The organism is Amycolatopsis jiangsuensis (assembly GCF_014204865.1).
Lineage (GTDB): Bacteria > Actinomycetota > Actinomycetes > Mycobacteriales > Pseudonocardiaceae > Amycolatopsis > Amycolatopsis jiangsuensis.
In genome coordinates this window covers 2,317,650-2,340,300 of the sequence record NZ_JACHMG010000001.1, presented here as the reverse complement: position 1 = coordinate 2,340,300, position 22,651 = coordinate 2,317,650, and the positions used below count along the sequence as shown (strand labels likewise).

Sequence of the window (22,651 nt, the reverse complement as noted above, 5' to 3'; positions counted from 1 at the left end):
AGGGGTTAAGCTCCGGGCGTGGCTGAGGAGACCGAGAACACGCCGACCGTTCCCCCCGCGCCCAGCGCCCGGCAGGTGGCCGCGGCACGGGATTTCGTGGCGCGTCACGGCAAGCCCTCGCGTGCCGTGGTCGAGAACATCGGCCGGGCCGGTGCCCGCGTCGTGCTCGTCGGCGAGGACGGCGCGCTGGGTGACGTGGTCGTCTCCGGTACCGAGGCGGGCACCGCGCTGGTCGAGGCGGTCGAAGACCTGGAAGCCGCGGAGTGGGACAGCGACACCGTGAAGGCGGTCAAGATCGGTGCCGGGCACCGGCGCAGGATGGCCGGCCCGCGAGCCGGCCGGTGACCCGCACGGCGCTGTTCGCGTCCTGTTCCGCGATGCCCGAGGGCGACGGCGACGAAGCGGACGTGCTGCCCGCGCTCGCCGATCTCGGCTTCACGGTGCGCTGGGCGGCCTGGGACGATCCCGGCACCGACTTCGCCGTGGCCGACCTCGTGATCCTGCGCGCGACCTGGGACTACCCGGAGCGGCGCGAGGAGTTCCTCGACTGGTGCGAAAGCGTTCCGGCGCTGGCCAATCCGGCCGCCGTGGTGCGCTGGAACACCGATAAGTCCTACCTCGTCGAGCTGCTCGACGCGGGCGTGCCCACGGTGCCGGCCGAGCTCGTGCCGGTGGGCGAGCAGCCGAACTGGCCGAAGCAGCCGTTCGTGATCAAGCCCACCGTCGGCGCGGGTTCCCGTGGCGTGGCGAAGTTCGAGGCCGCCGGTCCGGAGGCCGGGGACCACCTGCGCGGTCTGCACGAGGACGGGCGGACCGCGCTGGTGCAGCCGTATCAGTCCAGTGTGGACACTCAGGGCGAGATCGCCGCGGTGTTCTTCGGCGGCGTCTACTCGCACGCCTTCACCAAGGCCGCCATGCTCGGGTCCGGAATGGACGCTTCGGGCCTGTACCTCCAGGAGCGACTGGCCGCGGCGGTCCCGGCGCCGGAGGTACGCGCGGTGGCCGAGGACGCGCTCGACGCGGCCTGCTCCCTGCTGGGCATCCTGCGTGCGGAGCTGCTGTACGCCCGAGTCGATCTCGTCCGCGGCGACGACGGCCGCCCGCTGGTGCTGGAGCTCGAGCTGGCGGAGCCGTCGCTGGGTTTCCGGCACGCGGACGGCGGCGCCCCGCTGCGGTTCGCCTCGGCAGTGCGGCAGCAGCTGGCTTAGCGCCCGGCGGCGGACTGGAGGCTCCGATGGGTACGTTCGATGTGCTGCTGGAGGACGAACGCACCCAGCTCGACGCGTTCGTCGAGGAGTACCGCCGGGGCATCGAGCGGACTATTGACGGTCTCACCGAGGACCAGGCGCGTCGCCGGCTCGTCCCTTCGGCGACGACCCTGCTCGGGCTGCTCAAGCACGTCACGTGGATGCAGCGGGTGTGGTTCGAGGAATGCGTCGGCGGCACGTCCCGCCGCGATCTCGGCCTGGTGGGGAGCCCGGACGAATCCTTCCGGCTCGCCGGGGACGACACCGTCGCCTCGGTCCTCGCGGCACACCGGGAAGCCTGCGCCACCGCCCGGACCGCGGTCGCGGACCTGCGGCTGGACGCAGTCGTGACCGGGCACCGGTCCGGGCCGCGCACCCTTCGCTGGGTGTACCTGCAGGTGCTGCGGGAGCTGGCGCACCACTGCGGGCACGCGGACATCCTGCGGGAGCAGGTACTGGCCGGCTGAGTTCCGGGCCCGGGTCAGCCGGCCGGGGTGAGTTCCCGCTCCGGCGGCGTCGCCGGGGTCAGCGACCGCACCGGGCCACGATCGCGGGTGCCGGTCCACAGCGTGGCGGTGACGACGATGACCAGCGCCGAACCGAGCACGTGGAACGAAACCATCGCCTCGGGCACACCGAGCTGGTACTGCACGGTGCCCAGTACGCCCTGCGCGAGCGCCACTGCCCACACCCAGGCGTAGCGCTGCCACACGCCCTTCGGCACGCCGCCGCGCAGCAGCGTGAGCCCGAAGACGGCGAGCACCACGAGGTAGGCGATCAGCAGCCCGCTGTGCACCCGGGCCAGCTGGTCGATCGGCGCGTCGAGGCGATGGGTGTTGAGGTCGCCGCCGTGCGGGCCGGCGCCGGTGACCGTGGTGCCCGCGATCAGCACCGCCCACATCAGCACCGTCAGCAGCACCAGGGTGCGGCGGCCGAGCGTGGGCACCAGCGGGCGGGCGGGCTCGTCTCCCTCGCGGAAGGCTTTGAGCAGCAGCACCGCCAGCCACACCAGCGGGGTGGACGCGAGGAAGTGGATCGCGACCGTCCACCACTCCAGCTTGGCGAGCACGGTCAGCCCGCCGAGCACCGCCTGCAGCACCACGCCGCCGGGCATCAGCCAGGCCAGCTTCACCAGCCGCTTGCGCTCCGGGTGGTCGAGCAGGATCCGCCAGGCGGCGAGCACCGCGAGCGCGGCCACCACGATCACCACGCCGGTGAGCAACCGGTTGGAGAACTCGATCCACTGGTTGACCGCGGCGATCTCGGGATGGCGCACCGGCACCAGGCTGCCCTGCACGCACTCCGGCCAGGTCGGGCAGCCGAGCCCGGAGCCGGTCACCCGCACCACCGAACCGGTGACGCCGATCCCGGCCTGCGTCACCACCGCGGCGATCCCGATGGCCCGCTGTACCGCGGACGAGGGATAAGGCAGGCGGGCGATCAAGCTGCGGAAAAGCACGTCCTCACGATACGCGCGTGGCCAGCGGGTATTTCGCCGGGACCGCGACCGCGCGAGCCGCGTCACGCCGCCCGCGGCAGGCCCGGAATTCAGGTGAGCTTCGTGGTCCGGGTCGCCAGGGCGCCGGCCACGGCGGCCCACACCACGAGCACCAGCATCGGTCCGAACGGGAACTGCCCGTCCACGAGCGCCGCGCGCATGCCTTCGGCCAGCGCGCCCGACGGCAGCAGCTCCACCACGACGCCGATCGCCGACGGCAGGGCCGAGGGGGCCAGCAGGATCCCGCCGGCCAGCAGCAGCACGAACCACACGATGTTGGCCAGCGCCAGCACCGCCTCCGCGCGCAGCGCGCCGCCGAGCAGCACGCCGAGTGCGCCGAACGCCAGCGTGCCCAGTACCAGCAGCACGATCGCGGCGCCGAGCCCGGCGGCCGAGGGCGACCAGCCGAGGAACGCGGCGACCACGCCCAGCACCACCGCCTGCAGCGCCACCACCACGAGCGCGGCCACCACCCGGCCGGCCACCAGCAGCCACGGCGGCAGCGCGGTGGCCGAAAGCCGCTTCAGCACGCCGTACCGGCGGTCGAAGCCGAGCGCGATGGCCTGGCCGGTGAACGCGGACGAAAGCACCGCGAGCGCCAGGATCCGCGGCGTGATCCAGTCCACTTTGGACGTCGAACCCAGCTGGCTCGCGGGCAGCACGTCGAGCAGGCTCAGCCCGATCAGCAGGGCCAGCGGGATGATCAGCGTGAGCAGCAGCTGTTCGCCGTGGCGCAGGGTGAGCGCGGCCTCGACCCGCGCGTGCGTGCGCAGCATCCGGCCCAGCGAGCCGCGAGCGGGCGCCGGGGTGAAGGTGCCGGCGGGGAACGAGGTGGTCATGCGCGCAGCTCCCGCCCGGTCAGTTCCAGGAAAACCTCTTCCAGCGTGCGCCGCCCGACCTGCAGCTGCTCGGGCAGCACGCCCTGCTGCGCGCACCACGCGGTGACCGTGGAAACCACCTGCGGGTCCACCGCGCCTTCCACGAGATACGCGCCGGGGGCCGATTCGCTGACCCGGTAGCCCTCCGGCAGCGCCGCCGCGAGCAGCGTGGTGTCGAGCCGGGTGCGGGCCCGGAACCGCAGCTGCGCGGCCGCGCCCTCCTCGAGCGTGAGCGCGTTCGGCGTTCCCTCGACCACGACCTTGCCGTGGTCCACGATCACCACCTGGTCGGCAAGCGCCTCGGCCTCCTCCATGAGGTGCGTGGTGAGCAGCACGCTCACCCCGTCCGCGCGCAACGCGGCGAGCAGGTCCCACACCAGCCGGCGGGCCTGCGGGTCCATGCCCGCGGTCGGCTCGTCGAGGAACACCAGCTCCGGACGGCCGACGAGGGCGCAGGCGAGCGAAAGGCGCTGCTGCTGGCCGCCGGAGAGCCGTTTGAACGGCGTCCGCCGCGCGCCGGTGAGGCCCAGCACGTCGAGCAGCCACCCCGGATCGAGCGGGTGCGCCGCGCAGGAGGCCACGAGCCGCAGCATCTCATCGGCACGCACTCCCGGGTACGCGCCGCCGCCCTGGGGCATGATGCCGACCCGCGGCCGCAGCCCGGCCCGGTCGGCGGCCGGATCGAGCCCGAGCACCCGCACGGTGCCCGCGTCCGGCCGGCGAAAGCCTTCACAGACCTCCACGGTGGTGGTCTTGCCGGCCCCGTTCGGCCCGAGCAGGGCGAGCAGTGAGCCACGCTCCATCCGCAGGTCGAGTCCGTCGACCGCGGTGGTGGAGCCGTAGCTTTTCACCAGACCGGTGATCTCGACCGCGGAGTTGTCCACAACCGGTCACGATACGACGTCGGCGTGGGCTCCCGGTGCCGGGGACGGGGGAGACGTCCGCGACAGCAGCAACGGGGAAACCCGGTACACGATCGCGAGCCCGCCCAGCGTCACGAGCACCGCCGCGCCGTACGCCCAGGGCAGGATGTAGGCGCGGCCGTCGAAGGTGCCGCCGGTGGGCGGCAGCAGGAACGGCAGCCCGGCGCTGATCACCGTCGCCGCGACCCGGAACCTGGACGTGCCCGCCGCCGCGGCCAGCGGGATCACCGCCCACAGCAGGTACCACGGCTGCAGGCTGATCTGCAGGATCATCGCCGCGCCGAGGGACACCCCGAGCCCGATGATCGGCCGGTAGCGCCATTTGAAGCTGGCCCACAGGAACTTGATCGTCACCACCGCGGTGACCAGGTAGCCCAGCGCGCCGAAGATCGGCACCAGCGCGTCGGTGTGGTTGCCGAGCCCGAGCGCGATGCCGAGCACCCCGGTGAGGTTGGCCAGTTCGGCGGTGGGCGAGATCCACGCACGCACCAGCCCCGGGGTGTTCGCGGTCGCGCCGATCCAGCCGAAGCCCAGACCGGTGCCGTAACAGACGGCCAGCAGCACCACCGCGAACAGCGCGGCCATCGGGATCCCGGCCCAGAGCAGGTCCTTGACCCGCCCGTGCCAGCGGCGCGCCACCATCACCGCGAAGAAACCCAGCGCCAGCACCGTGGGCACCTTCACGGTGGCACCGACTGTGATGGTCGCCACCCCGAGCCCGATGAACAGCAGCTCGCCTCTCGCCAGTGGCGGCGGGGAATCCCCCTTGATCCGCACCGGCAGCCTGCGGATGCCGATCTCGAGCCCGGCCACCATGAGCCCGATGGCCAGCGCGTCGTTGTGCGCGCCCGCGACGAAGTGGAAGATCAGCAGCGGATTCGCCGCACCCAGCCACAACGCGGTCGCCGGCTGCACGCCGAACCGCCGCGCCAGCCGCGGCACCGCCCACACGATGAGCATCACGCCGACGAGCGCGAGTGCACGCTGCAGCAACACCCCGGCGACGATGTTGTTGCCGCCCAGCGGAGCGAGCCAGCCGCCGAGGCGCAGCACCAGCGGACCGTACGGCGCAGGCGTCTCCCGCCAGATGTTCGACACCCCCGCGGTGAGCGGATCGGCCACACCCAGTGCCTGCGCCGGGCCGAGCTCGTAGGGATCCATGCCGCGGTGCACAATCTCGCTCTGCGCCAGGTAGCTGTACACGTCGCGGGAGAACAGCGGCGGGATGACCAGCAGCGGCGCGATCCACATGGCGATGGTGCGGGCGAGCTGCCCACGGCTGGCCAGCCGCGCGCTCGCCGGCCGCGCGAACCGGCCGAGCATCAGCCAGCTCAGCACGAGGATGCCCATGCCGGAGAAGGCGATCGCGAGCGACACGGTGGGGATGCGGGTGAACAGCCGCAGCACCGGCAGGTCCTGCACCGGGTTGATCACCGGCGCGGCCCCCGCGCCGAGCGAGCCGAGCGCGAGGAACAGCGAGCCGACCGTGCCGAAGCGGCGCACCACGTCGAGCCCGCGGTGCTCCGCGTCGTTCAACGGCTCCGTCGCCCGCGGGCGGACCGGGGACGCCACCGCGGCGGGCGCCGGGTCGCCGGAATCGCCCGGTTCCGGAACCCGCTGCTCGGAGTGCTCGCCGACTGCCACGCCGCGCAGCGTATCGAGTCGCCCTCGCCGTGACTCGGGTCACTGCCACCCGCCCCGCCTTTGCCCGTCGGACCGAAATAAGACACACTTGTGTTGTGAAAAAGAACGGGTGCACCGAAGAGGGGCGTGGCGAGCAGCCGCGCACCTCGGTCGATGCTGCGCCCGTGCAGGTCAGCGCGAGGGCTGCGACCGCTGCAGGGCGAGAGGCGGGCGCTGCCGGAGTTCGTCCTGACAGTACTGCTTCGGTCACTTCGCACGCCGCGAAGGTGCCCGCTGCTCCGGAAGCGTCCGGTGTAGCGGCGGCTGCGCACACCACGGAGGTCTCCGGCCAGCAGGCCGCTCCCACCGGCTCCGTGATGTCTTCGGTCTCGTCGGTGTCTTCGGCCGAGGGCCGTACCCGGCACGAGGTCGCCCGGCTGCTGCTGGAGCAGGGCCCGATGACCGCCGCGGTCGTCGCCGAGCAGCTCGGCATCAGCCCGACCGCGGTCCGCAGGCACCTGGACGCCCTCGTCGCCGACGGTGAGGCCGAGACCCGCGACGCGCCCCGCCGCGGCCCGCGTGGCCGTGGCCGGCCCGCCCGGCTCTTCCTGCTCACCGAGACCGGCCGGGCCCGGTTCGGGCACGCCTACGACGACCTCGCGGTGTCCGCCGTCCGGTTCCTCGCCGAGCACGCCGGACCGGACGCGGTGCGCGCGTTCGCCGAGAGCCGGGTCGACCGGCTGGTCGGACCGCACCGCGCGGCCATTGCCGGTTCACCCGATCCGGCGAGCCGGGCGGAGGCACTGGCGACCGCGTTGACCAGGGAGGGCTACGCTGCCTCGACCCGCGAGGTCGGCAGTACCGGTACCGCCGCCGCCGTCGGGGCCCAGCTGTGCCAGCACCACTGCCCGGTGGCGCACGTGGCCGCGGAGTTCCCGCAGCTGTGCGAGGCCGAGACGGAGGCGTTCGCGCGGCTGCTGGGCACCCACGTGCAGCGGCTGGCCACCATCGCACGCGGTGACAACGCGTGCACCACACACGTACCCGCCGGATCGGCGGGTATCCCGGCCCATCCCGAGCCGGACCGCACCACGGCCCCCGCCGCGGCGCCGCCGCCGCGGGAGCACCCCGCACGGATCCCGAATGGAGGGAAACCCGCATGACTGCCGCTGCCGAGCAGCGCACTCCCACCACCGAGCCGTTGAGCCAGGAAGAGACGATCGCCTCTCTTGGCAACTACGCCTTCGGCTGGGCGGACTCCGACGAGGCGGGCGCCAGCGCCCGCCGCGGACTCAACGAGGACGTCGTCCGCGACATCTCCGAGAAGAAGTCCGAGCCCGAGTGGATGCGCGACGCCCGCTTGAAGGCGCTCAAGCTCTTCGACCTCAAGCCGATGCCCAACTGGGGCGCCGACCTGTCCGGGATCGACTTCGACAACATCAAGTACTTCGTGCGGTCCACGGAGAAGCAGGCGGCCAGCTGGGAGGACCTGCCCGAGGACATCAAGAACACCTACGACAAGCTCGGCATCCCCGAGGCGGAGAAGCAGCGCCTCGTCGCCGGTGTCGCCGCGCAGTACGAGTCCGAGGTCGTCTACCACCAGATCCGCGAGGACCTGGAGGCACAGGGCGTGCTGTTCCTGGACACCGACACCGCGCTCAAGGAGCACCCGGAGATCTTCCAGGAGCACTTCGGCTCGGTGATCCCCGCCGGGGACAACAAGTTCTCCGCGCTGAACACCTCGGTGTGGTCCGGCGGCTCGTTCATCTACGTGCCGAAGGGGGTGCACGTCGACATCCCGCTGCAGGCCTACTTCCGGATCAACACGGAGAACATGGGCCAGTTCGAGCGGACGCTGATCATCGTCGACGAGGACGCCTACGTGCACTACGTCGAGGGCTGCACGGCGCCGATCTACCAGTCCGACTCGCTGCACTCGGCGGTCGTGGAGATCATCGTGAAGAAGGGCGGCCGCTGCCGCTACACGACGATCCAGAACTGGTCGAACAACGTGTACAACCTGGTCACCAAGCGCGCCAAGTGCGAAGAGGGCGCGACCATGGAGTGGGTCGACGGCAACATCGGCTCCAAGGTGACCATGAAGTACCCGTCGGTCTTCCTGATGGGTGAGCACGCCAAGGGCGAGGTGCTCTCGGTCGCGTTCGCCGGCGAGGGCCAGCACCAGGACGCCGGCGCCAAGATGGAGCACCTCGCGCCGCACACCTCCTCGACCATCGTGTCGAAGTCGGTGGCCCGTGGCGGTGGCCGCACCTCCTACCGCGGCCTGGTCAAGGTCGCCAAGCGGGCGCACCATTCGCGTTCGTCGGTGGTCTGCGACGCGCTGCTGGTGGACACCATCTCGCGGTCGGACACCTACCCGTACGTGGACATCCGCAACGACGAGGTGTCCATGGGCCACGAGGCCACCGTGTCCAAGGTCAGCGAAGAGCAGCTGTTCTACCTGATGTCCCGCGGCCTGGCCGAGGACGAGGCGATGGCGATGATCGTGCGCGGGTTCGTCGAGCCCATCGCGCGCGAGCTGCCGATGGAGTACGCGCTCGAGCTGAACCGCCTGATCGAGCTCCAGATGGAAGGGTCCGTCGGCTGACCATGTCGGTTACTGAGAACAACGTTGCCGAATCGCTGCGGGAGGGCGCCGTCATCCCGGCGGCCTCCCGCGCGGAGCGGTTCACCTCCTACGACGTCGAGGCCTTCGAGGTCCCGGGTGGTCGTGAGGAGAACTGGCGCTTCACGCCGATGAAGCGCCTGCGGGGCCTGCACGACGGCACCGCCGTCGCCTCCGGCGAGATCCGGCTGGAGTCCGACGCGGCTCCGGAGCTGAAGATCGAGACCGTCGGCCGCGACGACGCCCGCCTCGGCGAGGCCGGCACGCCCAGCGACCGCATCGCGGCGCAGGCCTACTCCTCGTTCGCCCACGCCACCGTGGTCACCGTGCCGAAGGAGACGCAGGCGTCGAAGGCGTCCGTGCTGCGGGTGCACGGTCCCGGCGAGGGCAAGGTGGCCTACGGGCACCTGCAGGTCCGCGCCGAGCCGTTCGCGGAGGCGGTGATCGTGCTCGACCACGTCGGGTCCGGCACCTACGCGGACAACGTGGAGTTCGTGATCGGCGACTCGGCGAAGGTCACCGTGGTCAGCGTCCAGGACTGGGCCGACGACGCGGTGCACGTCTCCGAGCAGCACCTGCGCCTGGGCCGCGACGCGACGCTCAAGCACACCGTGGTCACCCTCGGTGGCGACCTGGTGCGCGTCTCGCCCACCGCGACCTTCGCGGACAAGGGCGGCGACGTGGAGATGCTCGGGTTGTACTTCTCCGACGCCGGCCAGCACCAGGAACACCGGCTGTTCGTGGACCACGCGGTGGCCAACTGCAAGTCCAACGTGATGTACAAGGGCGCACTGCAGGGTGACGGCGCGCACGCGGTGTGGATCGGCGACGTGCTGATCCGGGCGGCCGCCGAGGCCACCGACACTTACGAGCTGAACCGCAATCTGGTGCTCACCCCGGGTGCACGCGCGGACTCGGTGCCGAACCTGGAGATCGAGACCGGCGAGATCGAGGGCGCCGGCCACGCGAGCGCCACGGGAAGGTTTGACGACGAGCAGTTGTTCTACCTCCAGTCGCGCGGGATCGGCGAGGAGGCCGCGCGGCGGCTGGTCGTACGCGGGTTCTTCCACGAGGTCCTGGTCCGCATCGGCGTCCCCGAGGTGCGCGAACGCCTGGAGGCTGCGATCGAGGCCGAGCTCGAAGCCGTCGGCGCCTGATCGAGGCAGTCCGTCCCGCCGAAGCGCGGCGAACACCGTGCGCCGGTCCACATCAGACTTAGGAAAAGCAGAATGGCTACCCTGGAAATCAAGGACCTGCACGCCTCGGTGACCACCGAGGAAGGTGCCAAGGAGATCCTGAAGGGCGTGAACCTGACCATCCGGTCCGGGGAGACGCACGCGATCATGGGCCCGAACGGCTCCGGCAAGTCCACCCTGTCCTACGCCATCGCCGGGCACCCGAAGTACCAGGTCACCTCCGGTGAGGTACTGCTGGACGGGGAGAACGTGCTGGAGATGGCCGTCGACGAGCGCGCCCGCGCGGGCCTGTTCCTCGCCATGCAGTACCCGGTCGAGGTGCCCGGTGTCTCGATGTCCAACTTCCTGCGCACCGCGGCCACCGCGGTCCGTGGCGAGGCTCCCAAGCTGCGCCACTGGGTCAAGGAGGTCAAGGACGAGATGGGCAAGCTCGGCATCTCGCAGGAGTTCGCCGAGCGCTCGGTCAACGAGGGCTTCTCCGGCGGCGAGAAGAAGCGTCACGAGATCCTGCAGCTGGCGCTGCTCAAGCCGAAGTTCGCGATCCTCGACGAGACCGACTCCGGCCTGGACGTCGACGCGCTGCGCGTGGTGTCCGAGGGTGTGAACGAGTACAAGGCGGGCAACGAGGTCGGCGTCATGCTGATCACCCACTACACCCGCATCCTCCGGCACATCACCCCGGACTTCGTGCACGTCTTCGCGGGCGGCCGCGTGGTCGAGTCGGGTGGGCGCGAGCTGGCCGACGAGCTGGAGGAGAACGGCTACGTCAAGTACGTCGGTTCCGCCGAGACCGTCACGGCCTGACGCGGACCGCCCCAAGATCCCGAACTGACGACACCGAGAGGAGTTGGCGCGATGACCACCACGGCCTCGAACAGCCCGACCAACTCTGTTCCCCTTGACGTGGCGGCACTGCGTGCCGACTTCCCGATCCTGTCCCGTACCGTGCGGGACGGGAAACCCTTGGTGTACCTGGACTCCGGGGCGACCTCGCAACGGCCGCTGCAGGTCCTCGACGCCGAGCGCGACTACGTGCTCACGTCGAACTCGGCCGTGCACCGCGGTGCGCACCAGCTTTCCGAGGAGGCCACCGACGCCTACGAGGGCGCCCGCGCGAAGCTCGCGGAGTTCGTCGGTGCGGAGCCCGAGGAGCTGGTGTTCACCAAGAACGCCACCGAGGGCATCAACCTCGTGGCGTACGCGATGAGCAACGCGGCCACGGCCGGTCCGGAAGCCGAGCGCTTCCGGCTCGGCCCCGGTGACGAGGTCGTGGTGACCGAAATGGAGCACCACGCCAACCTGCTGCCCTGGCAGCAGCTGTGCCAGCGGACCGGCGCCACGCTCAAGTGGTTCACCGTGACCCCCGGCGGCCGGCTGGATCTGTCCACTGTGGACGAGGTGATCACGCCGCGCACCAAGCTGGTCGCCTTCGCGCACCAGTCCAATGTGCTGGGCACGGTCAACCCGGTGGACACGCTGGTGGCCAAGGCACACGCGGTCGGCGCGCTCACCGTGCTGGACGCCTGCCAGTCGGTGCCGCACGGGGTGTACCGGCAGGGGCCGGTGGACTTCCACGCACTCGGCGTCGACTTCGCGGTGTTCTCCGGGCACAAGATGCTCGGGCCATCCGGGATCGGGGTGCTCTACGGCCGCAGCGAGCTGCTGGCCGCGATGCCGCCGTTCCTCACCGGCGGGTCGATGATCGAGATGGTCCGGATGGAGGGCTCCACGTTCGCGCCGCCGCCCCAGCGGTTCGAGGCGGGCGTGCCGATGACGTCGCAGGCGATCGGTCTCGGTGCGGCGGTGGACTACCTGTCCGCGGTGGGCATGGACCGGATCGCCGCGCACGAGCACGCGCTCGCCGAGCGGGCGCTGGCCGGGATCGCCGAGATCGACGGCGTGCGGGTGATCGGGCCGGCCGAGCTCACCGACCGCGGCGGCACGGTCGCGTTCGTGATCGACGGAGTGCATCCGCACGACGCCGGTCAGGTGCTCGACAGCCTCGGCATCGCGGTGCGGGTGGGCCACCACTGCGCCTGGCCGCTACACCGGGCGTGCTCGGTGCCGGCGACCGTGCGGGCGAGCTTCTACCTGTACAACACACCGGCGGAAGTGGACGCGCTGCTGGCCGGGATCCGCGAGGCGCAGAAGTTCTTCGGGGTGGCCTGATGAACCTGGAGAGCATGTACCAGGAGATCATCCTGGACCACTACAAGAACCCGCACGGGCGCGGTCTGCGCGATCCGTACGACGCCGAGTCGTTCCAGGTCAACCCGACCTGTGGCGACGAGGTGACGCTGCGGGTGAAGGTGACCGACGGGAAGATCGCCGACGTCTCCTACGACGGGCAGGGCTGCTCGATCAGCCAGGCCGCCACGTCGGTGCTCACCGACCTGGTCACCGGGCACACCGTGGACGAGGCGTTCACCACCATGGACGCCTTCGTGGAACTGATGCAGGGCAAGGGCAAGATCGAGCCGGACGAGGACGTGCTTGAGGACGGCATCGCCTTCGCCGGCGTCGCGAAGTACCCGGCGCGGGTCAAATGCGCGCTGCTCGGCTGGATGGCGTTCAAGGACGCCGTTTCCCGCACCACCACAGGAGCTGAGAAGGCATGAGCGAAGAGACGACCGTGACCCCGGACCACCGCGAGGGGCGCACCGCCGCGGACCTGCCCGAGCAGGCGTCCGCGGTGCCGGCTGACGTCGCGAAGATCGAGGATCTCGAGGAGGCGATGCGCGACGTCGTCGACCCGGAGCTGGGCATCAACGTGGTCGACCTCGGCCTGGTCTACGACATCCGCGTGGAGAGCGACAACACCGCCACCCTGGACATGACCCTCACCTCGGCGGCCTGCCCGCTCACCGACGTGATCGAGGACCAGACCGCGGCCGCGCTCACCTCCGGCGGGCTGGTCGGCGACTTCCGGATCAACTGGGTCTGGATGCCGCCGTGGGGCCCGGAGAAGATCACCGAGGAAGGCCGCGAACAGCTGCGTGCCCTCGGCTTCACCGTCTGAGTGTTTTCGCCCGAAAGGCCGTCCCGGTACGCCGGGGCGGCCTTTCGCGTCACTCGGGTCGTATAACGGCCTATACGGTCGTCGGTTCGGCAGCGGACTGTCGGTCCCGGGCGCTATAACTACGAGATGACCGAACCGGACGAACAGCCGCGAAGAGGCCTGGGGGTCGCCGCGGTCGCGGTGGCCGCGGTGAGCTTCGTGCTGGCCCTGTGCACGTGGATGGCCTGGCTGCTCGTGCGGCCGAAGCTGCTGACCCAGCCGGTGTACCCGATCGTCACGCAGGTGTTCCTGCTCGTGCTGGGGGCGCTGTGGTTCGTGGTGTTGCCGGCCGGCGTGCTCGCCGTGGTTCTCGGGCTCACCGGAGGCGGCCGGCGCCGCGGCGGTGATCTCGCGCGAGCGGGGGCCTTGCTGGGCGCGCTCACGTTCGTGGTCGCGCTGGCCGGTGCGGTCACGTTCACGGTCGACCCGATGGGCGGCGGGCAGCCGCATCGGCTCGGCGGCACCTACGGCAGCTATTTCGGTCGATGATGCTCGTCCGCTCGGCAGCGCTGTTCGTGGCCGCCGCGATCCTGGAGATCGGCGGCGCCTGGCTCATCTGGCAAGGCGTGCGGGAACACCGGGGCTGGGTGTGGATCGGCGGCGGGATCGTGGCGCTCGGCCTCTACGGGTTCGTCGCCACGTTGCAGCCGGACGCCCACTTCGGCCGCATCCTGGCGGCCTACGGCGGGGTTTTCGTCGCCGGTTCGCTCGTCTGGGGCATGATCGCCGACGGTTACCGCCCCGACCGCTACGACGTGCTGGGTGCCCTGCTCTGCCTCGCCGGCGTCGCAGTGATCATGTATGCCCCGCGAACCGGGTGAGCTGTCCCCAGTGGACGGTGCTGCTCGCCGGGCTTCGGTGTCTCCGGCGAGGAGACCTACTTTCGGCCGTGGTCCCTCCCGGCGGTGAACTTCTAACGTCATGAGGCGAACGGCGGTTGCCGGTTTCCGGCAGCCGGCCTCCTGGCAGTCGATTTCCCCGGTGGAGGAGACACGATGCACGCACGAGGGTTCGGGCGGATCGCCGCGCTGGCGCTGGCCGTCGCCGCGCCGCTGGGCGCCGGACTGGCCACCGCGCCGGTCGCCGCGGCGGCCGAGACCACCACGGTGTACTACAGCTCCGCCGGCGCGCCCGACTACCTGGAGCAGATCGACCAGGGCGCGGCGAACTGGAACGCCGCGGTCAGCGACGTGAAGCTGGAGAAGAACGACAGCGACGCGACGGTGGTGTTCCACGAGATCGACAGCGGGGGTTCGTACACCAACACCGACGGACACGGCAACGGCGACATCTACCTCGACACGAGCCAGGTCGGGGAGGGCTTCGACCCGACCCGCATCGCAGCCCACGAACTCGGCCACAACCTGGGCCTGCCGGACCACTACGACGGCCCGTGCACGGAACTCATGTCCGGCCACGGTCCGGGCACCTCGTGCACGAACGCCACCCCGGACGCGGACGAGTCGGCGAAGGTGCAGCAGCTGTGGGAGAACGGGTTCCGCGTCGAAGGCGCCCGCGTCACCGCCGTGTACTGAGCGTTCCCGGCAGGACGGCCGTCCGAGGTGCCGTCCTGCCCGCGATCCGCGCGCGGCGCGGCTGGTGGCGGGAGGGCGCCACGCGGAATTCTCGCGCGCCTCGGGTCGCCGTCCGGGGTGCAGCGTCACCCGGGATTGTCCTTGCATCCGCGACGTACGCACTGCTGGGTTCCGGCTGGAGCGGCTCGGCATGGCTGAACTCGCATCCAAAAGGGAGCGTTGCCCGCGCGCGGCGGGAATGCTCGGCCTGTGCGGACGAGCCCGTTACGCCGGGCGGCCGACCGCGACGTCCCGGCCGATGCCGCGCAGGACTTCGACCCGGTCGCTGCCCGGGCGGCTGAGTACCCAGCTCGAGCCGGGCACGGCCTTCGCCCGCTTCTTCAGCGGGGCCAGCAGCCGGGAGGTGTCGCGGTAGGACGCGATCGTGCCGCTGCCGCACACGAGTGTCGCCAGTGAGACCGTGACCGGCATGCCCTCGGCGGACCAGTGGGTGTCCAGCAGGGCCGCGGCGACCGTGCCGATCTCGTCCACGTCGCACACGATCAGGAAATCGTCGCCGCCGACGTGGCTCACCCGCATCCGCGACAGGCGCTGGGACAGGCCGGTGAGCGTTTCGCCGAGTGTGCGGATGAGGTCGTCTCCGGCGGCGAAACCGGCGTTGTCGTTGACCGCTTTGAACGAGTCCACGTCCAGCCACGCCACCACGAACTGCTGCCCGGTGGCGATGCGGCGTTCCACGTCGCGGGCCACCGCCTCGCTCCCGGGGAGCCGGGTCAGCGGGCTGAGCGTGACCGCCTCCTCGACCTTCGCCTCGGCGACGCCGCGCACCACCTCGGTCACCAGCACCACACCCAGGCAGCGGCCCCGCGCGTCGACCACCACCACGTCGTCGCCGGTGCGGCCCCAGTCGGCGTCGGTGACCAGTTCGAGGAATTCCAGCGCGCTCGCCCCTCCCTCGATGGTGTGCGGTTTGTCCGCCAGCCGCGCGGCCGGCCGCTTCGCGTGCAGCGCGTGCCCGTACGGACCGGTGACCGCCACGAGGAAACGGGTCCGGTCCACCGACCACTGTGGACAGTTGTCCTGATCGACGCCGACCACGCCGCTGGGTGCGTCCGCGGCGGCCAGCACCTCGCGGACGTCGTCGCAGGTGGCGTCGCCGGGCAGGGTCGTGGCCGGGCGGAGGAAGTCGGCGATGCGCGGGGCCTGCGGTGGCGCGGGGGTGCGGCGGTCCTCGGGGACGACCACTCCGGCGACCGGTGCGGAACGGTGCGGGGCGGGCGGGGCCAGCAGGTTCCCCTGTGCGATCCGCACCCCCAGGCTCTGTGCCGCGTCCAGCTGCGGTCCGGTCTCGATGCCGGTCGCCACGAGCCGGATGTTCGTCCGCGTGGTGAAGTGCAGCAGCGCTTCGACCACGGCCACCGCGGCCGGGTCGCCGGGCAGCCCGCGCAGCACGCTGCGGTCCAGCTTCACCAGGTCCACGGGTGCCTGCGCGAGCAGAGCCAGCGGAAGGTCCCCGCGGCCGAGCCCGTCGAGGGCCAGCCGGAAGCCGAGTTCGGTGACCGCGCGCATCCCGGCCAGCAGGCGGTCCGCGGGCAGGTGCGTGAACGGCGGCCCGATCTCGAGCACCACGTCGCGGGTCCGCCGCCCGGCTGCCCCGAGTTCGGCGACCAGCTCGTCGAAGGGCGCAGGGGCGGAGGCGAGCGTGCGTGCGGAGAGGTTCAGGTGCAGCGGCAGTGCGCTGGGCCTGCCGGCTTCCTGGCGCACCGCCGCGGCGGCGAGCCCCAGGTCGACCTCGGTGAGCCGGCCGGCGCGGCGGGCCTCGGCGAGCAGCTCGTGCGCCGTCCCCCGGCCGGGCCGCGCGAGTGCTTCGTACGCGACGACGCCGCCGGTGTGCAGGCTGTACATCGGCTGGAAGGCGAAGCGGACCGCACGGGTCGTCGTCACCGGCCGATCGTCGCATCGGTCCGTGCAAGAGGGAACCGTTGTCAACAAATGTTCATCGCGGCGGCACTTGCGTTACCTGGATCGGAGTAGTCCGCCCAGCAGTCGCCGCCGCAGCCCCGGCGGCGCCGTGCGGAACAGCGTCGCCATCGCCGCGGCCGTCCCCGCCACGTCGGCCCGGCCGGAGGTGAACGCACGCTGCGCAGTGGCCGGCAACGCGAAGAAGAGGTCGAAGAACCCGGTGAGTTGATCCGGTGACATGCCGAGCAGCGCACGCAGCCCATGCCGCCGCAATGCGTGCACGGCCCTCGCTTCCACCGTCCACAGTGCACGGTGCGCGGTCCGGACAGCGTCCGCCGGACCGGCTTCGAGCCCGCCGGCGAGCGCTCCGGCGACAACCGGCGCCAGCCGCAGCGAGGTGGCGAGGCTGTACCCGGTCGCCGGATGCACGAATCCGGCCGCCACCCCGAACGGCACCACCTGCCGCTGCCCCCACCCTCGCCCGGCGACCGGCAGATCAAGCGGGATCCGCACCCGCTCGATCCGCCCTTCGGCCCGCACGCCCGCCGCGGCCAGCCGTCCCCGCAACCGGGCGGCCAGCTCCCCGCCGGAGAGCCCGGGACGCCGGGCGAGGCTGGTCTCCTCGACGAGCACGGACCCGTCCCCGAGCGGAAGGAAGTAGCAGAAGGTGGCATCCGCCCCGGGCGAGCGGAGGCGGTCGACGGGAGTGGTGTCGCCGTGCCGTCCGGAGGTGGCGTGCTCCCCGGGGACACCAGGCTCGCGCCAGTCCATGAACACCGCCGTGTCCGCTGCGCCGGGGACGAGGCGTTCCGCCGACTCCGCGGGGAGGACCACGCCGTACGCGGTCTGCTCGGTCCGTGGTCCGCGCGGGCGGCCGCCGGACAGGGTTCGGGCCGCGCCCGTCGCGTCCACCACTACCGCGGTGGGAAGGCGGCGGCCGTCGGCGAGGTGGACCGTCGAGCCGTGCGGTCCGTGTTCCGCGGTGGTCACCCGGCCCGTCACCACTTCCACCTGCGGACCTACCAGCCAATCGCGCAGGCCGTCGTTCGCCAGCACCAGGTAGTTCCGGTCGACGCGGTGGGCACGGGTGCCGTAGGCGAGCGTCGTGGCCGGCGCCGCGGCGATCGCGGTGGTGGGCAGACCGGGAACGTCATCCGACCACACTCCGTAGGTCGCCCGCCACCGACGGTGCGGGGCCGGGTCGGCGAGGACGGTCGCGAGCCCCAGCCGGGCGCACGCGCCGGCCAGCGCCCATCCGGCAGGGCCGCCGCCCGCCACCAGCACGTCGGTCACGGTGCTGATCCTGCCGCACGGCCGCGGCGCGGGCGGATACGGTGGACCGCATGCACGAAACCGACCCGAGGGCCGCCCGCCGCGACCCGGCGAGTTCGGCCGGCGGGTTCACCGACCTGGCGACCAGCCCGTTCCGCATCGACCGCGACCGGATCATCGCGTCGCCGTTCTTCGCGCGGCTGGGCGGGGTCACGCAGGTGGTCAGCGGCGGTGACTCCGGGCTGCTGCACAACCGGCTCACGCACAGCCTCAAGGTCGCGCAGGTCGCCCGTGCGATCGCCGAGCGGATCACCGGCGCGAGCGAGTCCGCGGAGCTGGCGGCGAAGCTCGGCGGCTGCGATCCGGACGCGTGCGAGGCCGCCGCGCTGGCCCACGACCTCGGGCACCCGCCGTTCGGCCACCTCGGCGAGCAGACCCTCGACCGGCTCGCGCGGCACCGGTTCGGTCTCGCCGACGGTTTCGAGGGCAACGCCCAGACGTTCCGCATCCTCACCACCACCGACGTGCGCGGGCCGTCCGCGATCGGCCTCGACCTGACCACGGCGGTGCGGGCGGCGGTGCTGAAGTACCCGTGGGCGCGGCTGCACCGGCCGAGCCCGCATCCCTCGGCGATGGCCCAGCCGCCGCGTGGTGCCGCGGAGCCCGACGACGCACCGGGCACCGGCTCGAGCAAGTTCTCCGCCTACGTCACCGAACTCGACGATTTCGACCAGTCCCGCGCGCCGTTCGCCGGCCGGATCGAGCAGTGGCAGCAGACCGTCGAGGCGTCGGTGATGGACACCGCCGACGACATCGCCTACGCCATCCACGACCTGCAGGACTTCCACCGCATCGGGGTGCTGCAGCACGCGCCGGTCGCCGCGGAGCTGGGGGAGTGGCTGGAGCACGCGGTCGAGCTGGCAGGGCTGGACGACGCCCGGCTGGGCGCCGAACTGCGCCGTCCCGGCCGTTCGCTGGAGCGCATGCGCCGCCGGATGCACCTCAAGGACGGCTGGATCGTGGACGACGAAGCGTTCGCCGCGGCCGTCGCCCGGGTGCGCCACGAACTCGTCGACGGGCTGCTGGCCACCGGGTTCGACGGTTCGACCGAGGCCGAGCAGGCCACCGCGGCGTTCTCCGCGAAGTGGAGTTCCCGGCTCGTCGACGGGGTTTTCCTGCTGTCCTCGCCCTCCACCCGGTCCGGGCACCTGTCGCTGCGCCCCGCGCAGTGGCACGAGGTGCAGGTGCTCAAGTTCGTGCACCGCCGGTTCGTGCTGCTGCGCCCGGACCTCGCGTTGCACCAGCGTGGCCAGGCCAGCCTGGTGACCACGCTGGTGGACGCGCTGGAGAGCTGGCTGCTCGACCGCGACGAGGTGTCCCGGCTGCCCCGCCGGCTGCACGATCTGGTGGAACTGGCACACGACGAGTACGCCGGGATCGCCCACGCTGCCCCGGAACTGCTGGTGGGTGCCACCGGGGAACGCGTGCAGGGCCCGGACGCGGTGCGCAGTCTCGCCCGCGGCCGCGCGGTGGTGGACTTCGTGGCTTCGCTGACCGACCGGCAGGCGGTGACCCTGCTCGACGCGTTGTCCGGCCGGTCAGGGCAGCCGTGGTCGGACTCGTTCGTGCTGTAGCGCCTCTGCGTCCGGGGTGGCGGGGTTGCGCCGAGTGCGCGGGGTCGTGGGCCGGACAGCTCACGACGTCCGGCGGGGACCACGGCCGCTGTCACTCCAACGGCTGATTTTTGCCGGGTATCCGGCGGGCTTAGCTGGAGCCAGCCGGTGTTCACCGGCGTTGGCCAGCGTGAGTCGGGGCACGCGGTGCGAGATTCGGAGGCGCACGTGCGTCGAAGCCGTTCCACGAGAGCCACGACAGGATCAGCGATCGGGAGAAGACGGGCGGCGGTGCTCTCCGCTGCCGCCGCCGTCCTCGCCGCGGCCGGACTGGCCGCACCACCCGGTGCGGACGCCGCCGCGTCCACATCGGACACCCTGACTGCCGCCGCGCAGAACCAGATCGCCGCTTTGCAAGCGCTGAAGGCGAACCGCGGTACCTCAGAGTCCAAAGTGGACAGTAAACTGCTCGTCGCGCAGAAGCTGCGCAGCAAGGCGCTGAACCGCTCGGCGCTGCCCAGGGTGTCCGAAGCCGGTGCGACCGCGCTCATCGATCTCCGGGTCACGAAGGTGAGCGAGGGCCTGGTGCACGACCTGCGGGCGGCAGGGGCAGCGGTGCGCACCGTGTCCACGCGGGGCGCAAGCATCCGGGCCGAGGTACCGCTCTCGGCGTTGCCCGCGATCAGCGCGCGGGCCGACGTGCGGCGGGTGGAGATCGCGGATCAGGCGATCACCGCGCACCAGCTGGAAAACGGGGCCAAGGCCGCGAAGGAGACCAAGCAGCAGAAGGCCGATCGGATCGACCGCGAGCTGCGGCAGGCGATCGCGAGCCGGAACCAGCGGGCCGCGACCATCACCAGTGAGGGCGACCGGGCGCACAACGCGGACGTGGCCCGCCGGGACTTCGGCGTGACCGGCACCGGGGTGAAGGTCTGCGCGCTGTCCGACGGTGTCGACTCGCTGGCCGTCTCCCAGGCCAGGGGCGAGCTGCCCGCCGGCGTCGACGTACCCGCCGGACAGGCCGGCAGCGGCGACGAGGGCACCGCGATGCTGGAGATCATCCACGACCTGGCGCCGAACGCCCGGCTCGGCTTCGCCACCGCGTTCACCTCCGACGCCGGTTTCGCGGACAACATCCGTGAGCTCCGCTTCGCGTCGCACTGCGACGTGATCGTCGACGACGTCATCTACTTCCGGGAATCGCCGTTCCAGGACGGCCTCATCGCGCAGGCGGTGAACGACGTGACCGCGGACGGTGCGCTGTACTTCTCCTCGGCAGGCAACGAGGGCAACGTCGCCGACGGCACCGCGGCGCACTGGGAAGGCGATTTCGCCGACTCGGGTGTCACGGTGGGCAAGTTCGCCGGCACCGCGCACAATTTCGCCGGCGCGGGCGGCACGCAGGTCCTCGAACCGGTCTCCGACGATTCCTCGGCGAGCATTCCGGTCACCCTGCACTGGTCCGACCCGCTCGGCGCGGCTTCCGACGACTACGACCTCTACCTGCTCGACGCGGCGGGCAACGTCGTCTCGTTCAGCCAGGACGTGCAGGACGGCACGCAGGACCCGTACGAGCAGCTGGCCACCCCGCTGTTCGGCGGCACCGGCCTGCGCCTGGCCGTGGTCAAGTTCTCCGGCGAGGACCGCTACCTCTCGCTGACCGCGTTCGGCAGCCGGTTCAAGGACTCCGCGGGCGTGCTCGAGGGCTACTCCACGCCGGGCGTGGTGGTCGGTCACGGAGCGGCGCGCGACGCCTTCTCCGTCGCCGCCGCCCCCGCCGGACCGGCGTTCGGGCGTCCGCTCGAGCCCGGTGACCCGGCCAATCCGCAGGGCCCGTTCCCGGACGCGTTCTCCGCGGCGAGCAAGGCCGAACGGTTCAGCTCGGACGGTCCCCGGCGGGTCTTCTACGAGGCCGACGGCACGCCGATCACCCCTGGTGACGTCTCTTCGACCGGAGGCGAGGTCCGGGACAAGCCGGAGATCACCGCGGCCGATGGGGTGCGCACCTCGGTGAGCGGGTTCGACCCGTTCTTCGGCACGTCCGCCGCCGCACCGCACGCGGCCGCGATCGCCAGCCTCGTGCTCTCCGGCAACCCGGGACTGTCCGCTTCGGACGTCCGCGAGGCGTTTCTGCGCACCGCGGTCGACGTCGAAGCACCGGGTCCGGACAATCTGACCGGCGCCGGGGTACTGCTGGCGGACAAGGTGCTGGAGTACACCGGCGCCAGCCCTCAGCCCTACGCCCAGGCGCAGGAGCCCAGCGTCACCACTGCCGGCGGCGGCACGTCAGTGCAGCCGGGGGACACCGCGAAGGTCAGTCTGCCGGTGAAGAACAGCGGCGACGGTACGGCGGTGTCCACCAGCGTGGTGCTGACCTCGCCGACGGCGGGGGTCACCGTGGCGCCGCGGGCGAAGTCGTACGGGACGATCAGCTCCGGGCAGACGGGGGTGAACGACTTCACCGTGAAGGTGCCGGCGAACCAGGCGCTCGGCACACCGGTGGTGCTCACCGCGAAGGTGACTTTCGCCGGCGCGTTCTCGCCGCTCACCAGCACGTTCGAAATTCCGGTCGGCACGACGTCACCGGTCGCGAAAACCTTCGCCTACACCGGCCCGGCGGTGCCGATTCCGGACGATTCGCAGGTCGGGGCGTCGGTGCCGCTCGTGGTCACCGGTGTCGGCCCGGTCGCGAAGGTGTCGCTGTCGATCGACGGCACCACCTGCACCGACGGCCAGGGCGCGACCACGGTGGGCATCGACCACAGCTACGTCGGTGACCTGGTCGGCACGCTGACCTCGCCCTCGGGCGCCGAGGCGACGCTGTTCCAGGGGGCAGGCGGCAGCGGCAACAACCTGTGCCAGGTTGTGTTCGACGATTCCGCGGACCTGCCGCTCAGCACGGTCACCGCCGCGGACGCGCCGTTCACCGGCACCTACCGGCCGCTGCTCGCGCAGAAGCCGGCGGCCGGCGGTTCCGCGGACGGCACCTGGACGGTCACGGTGCTCGACACCGCCGGCGGGGACACCGGCTCACTGCGCAGCGTTTCCCTGCACGTGAACGGGTTCGTCACGCCAGGGCAGGCGGCAGCGGTGCACAAGACGGTGACCAGCGGACCGGTGCGGGCCGCGATCGCCTGAACCAGCGCGGGAACAGACGGGGCCGCCGCGGCCGGACGCGACCGCGGCGGCCCCGTCGTCCGAAGTGGACGCCGCCGAAGTC

The 22,651-nt window shown here is 71.7% G+C and carries 21 protein-coding genes; 15 read left to right on the top strand and 6 right to left on the bottom strand.

Features of this window, described 5'->3' with window-relative positions; translation table 11 throughout:
- Nucleotides 1-18 precede the first annotated feature (18 nt).
- Genes BJY18_RS10170 through BJY18_RS10160 form a run of 3 tightly spaced genes read left to right on the top strand, consistent with a single transcriptional unit; the run spans nt 19 to nt 1,714 of the window.
- Entirely contained in the window at nt 19-345 is a 327-nt protein-coding gene (locus tag BJY18_RS10170) for a hypothetical protein (RefSeq protein ID WP_184779743.1), read from the top strand.
- The gene (locus BJY18_RS10165) at nt 342-1,208 is read left to right on the top strand and encodes an ATP-grasp domain-containing protein (RefSeq protein ID WP_184779742.1); all 867 of its coding nucleotides are present in this window, start codon (nt 342-344) and stop codon (nt 1,206-1,208) included. The genes BJY18_RS10170 and BJY18_RS10165 overlap by 4 nt, the downstream gene beginning before the upstream one ends.
- A 26-nt stretch (nt 1,209-1,234) precedes the next feature.
- Nucleotides 1,235-1,714 (top strand): DinB family protein, encoded by a 480-nt coding sequence (locus BJY18_RS10160; RefSeq protein ID WP_184779741.1) that lies wholly within the window; start codon nt 1,235-1,237, stop codon nt 1,712-1,714.
- A 14-nt stretch (nt 1,715-1,728) separates the two neighbouring features.
- On the opposite strand, the gene BJY18_RS10155 is transcribed toward BJY18_RS10160, so the two are convergent.
- From BJY18_RS10155 to mptB, 4 genes are all read right to left on the bottom strand, one after another.
- Nucleotides 1,729-2,706, bottom strand: coding sequence for a COX15/CtaA family protein (locus tag BJY18_RS10155; protein WP_184779740.1), 978 nt, complete (start codon nt 2,704-2,706; stop codon nt 1,729-1,731).
- 89 nt (nt 2,707-2,795) lie between these two features.
- Nucleotides 2,796-3,584, bottom strand: coding sequence for an ABC transporter permease (locus tag BJY18_RS10150; RefSeq protein WP_184779738.1), 789 nt, complete (start codon nt 3,582-3,584; stop codon nt 2,796-2,798).
- The gene (locus BJY18_RS10145; protein WP_184779736.1) at nt 3,581-4,507 is read right to left on the bottom strand and encodes an ABC transporter ATP-binding protein; all 927 of its coding nucleotides are present in this window, start codon (nt 4,505-4,507) and stop codon (nt 3,581-3,583) included. The genes BJY18_RS10150 and BJY18_RS10145 overlap by 4 nt, the downstream gene beginning before the upstream one ends.
- A 6-nt stretch (nt 4,508-4,513) precedes the next feature.
- On the bottom strand, nt 4,514-6,118 hold the full coding sequence (gene mptB / locus BJY18_RS10140) for a polyprenol phosphomannose-dependent alpha 1,6 mannosyltransferase MptB (protein ID WP_312874095.1): 1,605 nt from the start codon (nt 6,116-6,118) through the stop codon (nt 4,514-4,516).
- A gap of 428 nt (nt 6,119-6,546) precedes the next feature.
- On the opposite strand from mptB, the gene BJY18_RS10135 reads away from it, so the two are divergent.
- From BJY18_RS10135 to BJY18_RS10090, 10 genes are all read left to right on the top strand, one after another.
- The gene (locus BJY18_RS10135) at nt 6,547-7,332 is read left to right on the top strand and encodes a helix-turn-helix transcriptional regulator (RefSeq protein WP_184779732.1); all 786 of its coding nucleotides are present in this window, start codon (nt 6,547-6,549) and stop codon (nt 7,330-7,332) included.
- Nucleotides 7,329-8,777, top strand: a complete 1,449-nt coding sequence (gene sufB / locus BJY18_RS10130) for a Fe-S cluster assembly protein SufB (protein WP_184779730.1) — start codon at nt 7,329-7,331, stop codon at nt 8,775-8,777. Before BJY18_RS10135 ends, sufB begins: the two co-directional genes overlap by 4 nt.
- Before the next feature lie 2 nt (nt 8,778-8,779).
- Complete coding sequence (sufD, locus tag BJY18_RS10125) at nt 8,780-9,952, top strand: Fe-S cluster assembly protein SufD (protein ID WP_184779728.1); 1,173 nt, start codon at nt 8,780-8,782, stop codon at nt 9,950-9,952.
- 72 nt (nt 9,953-10,024) lie between these two features.
- A complete protein-coding gene (gene sufC / locus BJY18_RS10120) occupies nt 10,025-10,795 on the top strand; it encodes a Fe-S cluster assembly ATPase SufC (protein ID WP_184779726.1) in 771 nt (256 codons plus the stop codon).
- Nucleotides 10,796-10,846: 51 nt separating this feature from the next.
- Nucleotides 10,847-12,160 (top strand): cysteine desulfurase, encoded by a 1,314-nt coding sequence (locus tag BJY18_RS10115; protein WP_184779724.1) that lies wholly within the window; start codon nt 10,847-10,849, stop codon nt 12,158-12,160.
- Nucleotides 12,160-12,609, top strand: a complete 450-nt coding sequence (sufU, locus tag BJY18_RS10110) for a Fe-S cluster assembly sulfur transfer protein SufU (RefSeq protein WP_184779722.1) — start codon at nt 12,160-12,162, stop codon at nt 12,607-12,609. Before BJY18_RS10115 ends, sufU begins: the two co-directional genes overlap by 1 nt.
- A complete protein-coding gene (locus BJY18_RS10105; RefSeq protein WP_184779720.1) occupies nt 12,606-13,010 on the top strand; it encodes a metal-sulfur cluster assembly factor in 405 nt (134 codons plus the stop codon). The genes sufU and BJY18_RS10105 overlap by 4 nt, the downstream gene beginning before the upstream one ends.
- 126 nt (nt 13,011-13,136) lie before the next feature.
- A complete protein-coding gene (locus tag BJY18_RS10100) occupies nt 13,137-13,538 on the top strand; it encodes a hypothetical protein (protein WP_184779718.1) in 402 nt (133 codons plus the stop codon).
- Nucleotides 13,535-13,870 carry a YnfA family protein gene (locus BJY18_RS10095; protein ID WP_184779716.1) on the top strand — a complete coding sequence of 112 codons (336 nt, stop codon included), beginning with the start codon at nt 13,535-13,537 and terminating at the stop codon, nt 13,868-13,870. The genes BJY18_RS10100 and BJY18_RS10095 overlap by 4 nt, the downstream gene beginning before the upstream one ends.
- A gap of 174 nt (nt 13,871-14,044) precedes the next feature.
- Nucleotides 14,045-14,584 (top strand): snapalysin family zinc-dependent metalloprotease, encoded by a 540-nt coding sequence (locus BJY18_RS10090; protein WP_184779714.1) that lies wholly within the window; start codon nt 14,045-14,047, stop codon nt 14,582-14,584.
- A gap of 264 nt (nt 14,585-14,848) precedes the next feature.
- On the opposite strand, the gene BJY18_RS10085 is transcribed toward BJY18_RS10090, so the two are convergent.
- A complete protein-coding gene (locus tag BJY18_RS10085; protein ID WP_184779712.1) occupies nt 14,849-16,528 on the bottom strand; it encodes a GGDEF domain-containing protein in 1,680 nt (559 codons plus the stop codon).
- 72 nt (nt 16,529-16,600) lie between these two features.
- On the bottom strand, nt 16,601-17,839 hold the full coding sequence (locus tag BJY18_RS10080; protein WP_184779710.1) for a lycopene cyclase family protein: 1,239 nt from the start codon (nt 17,837-17,839) through the stop codon (nt 16,601-16,603).
- 50 nt (nt 17,840-17,889) lie between these two features.
- Here BJY18_RS10080 and BJY18_RS10075 point away from each other — a divergent pair, with 50 nt between their 5' ends.
- Both BJY18_RS10075 and BJY18_RS10070 read left to right on the top strand, forming a co-directional pair.
- On the top strand, nt 17,890-19,452 hold the full coding sequence (locus BJY18_RS10075; protein ID WP_184779709.1) for a deoxyguanosinetriphosphate triphosphohydrolase family protein: 1,563 nt from the start codon (nt 17,890-17,892) through the stop codon (nt 19,450-19,452).
- A gap of 270 nt (nt 19,453-19,722) precedes the next feature.
- Nucleotides 19,723-22,569: a S8 family serine peptidase gene (locus BJY18_RS10070; protein ID WP_184779708.1), complete on the top strand. Its 2,847-nt coding sequence runs from the start codon at nt 19,723-19,725 to the stop codon at nt 22,567-22,569.
- The last annotated feature ends 82 nt before the right edge of the window (nt 22,570-22,651 follow it).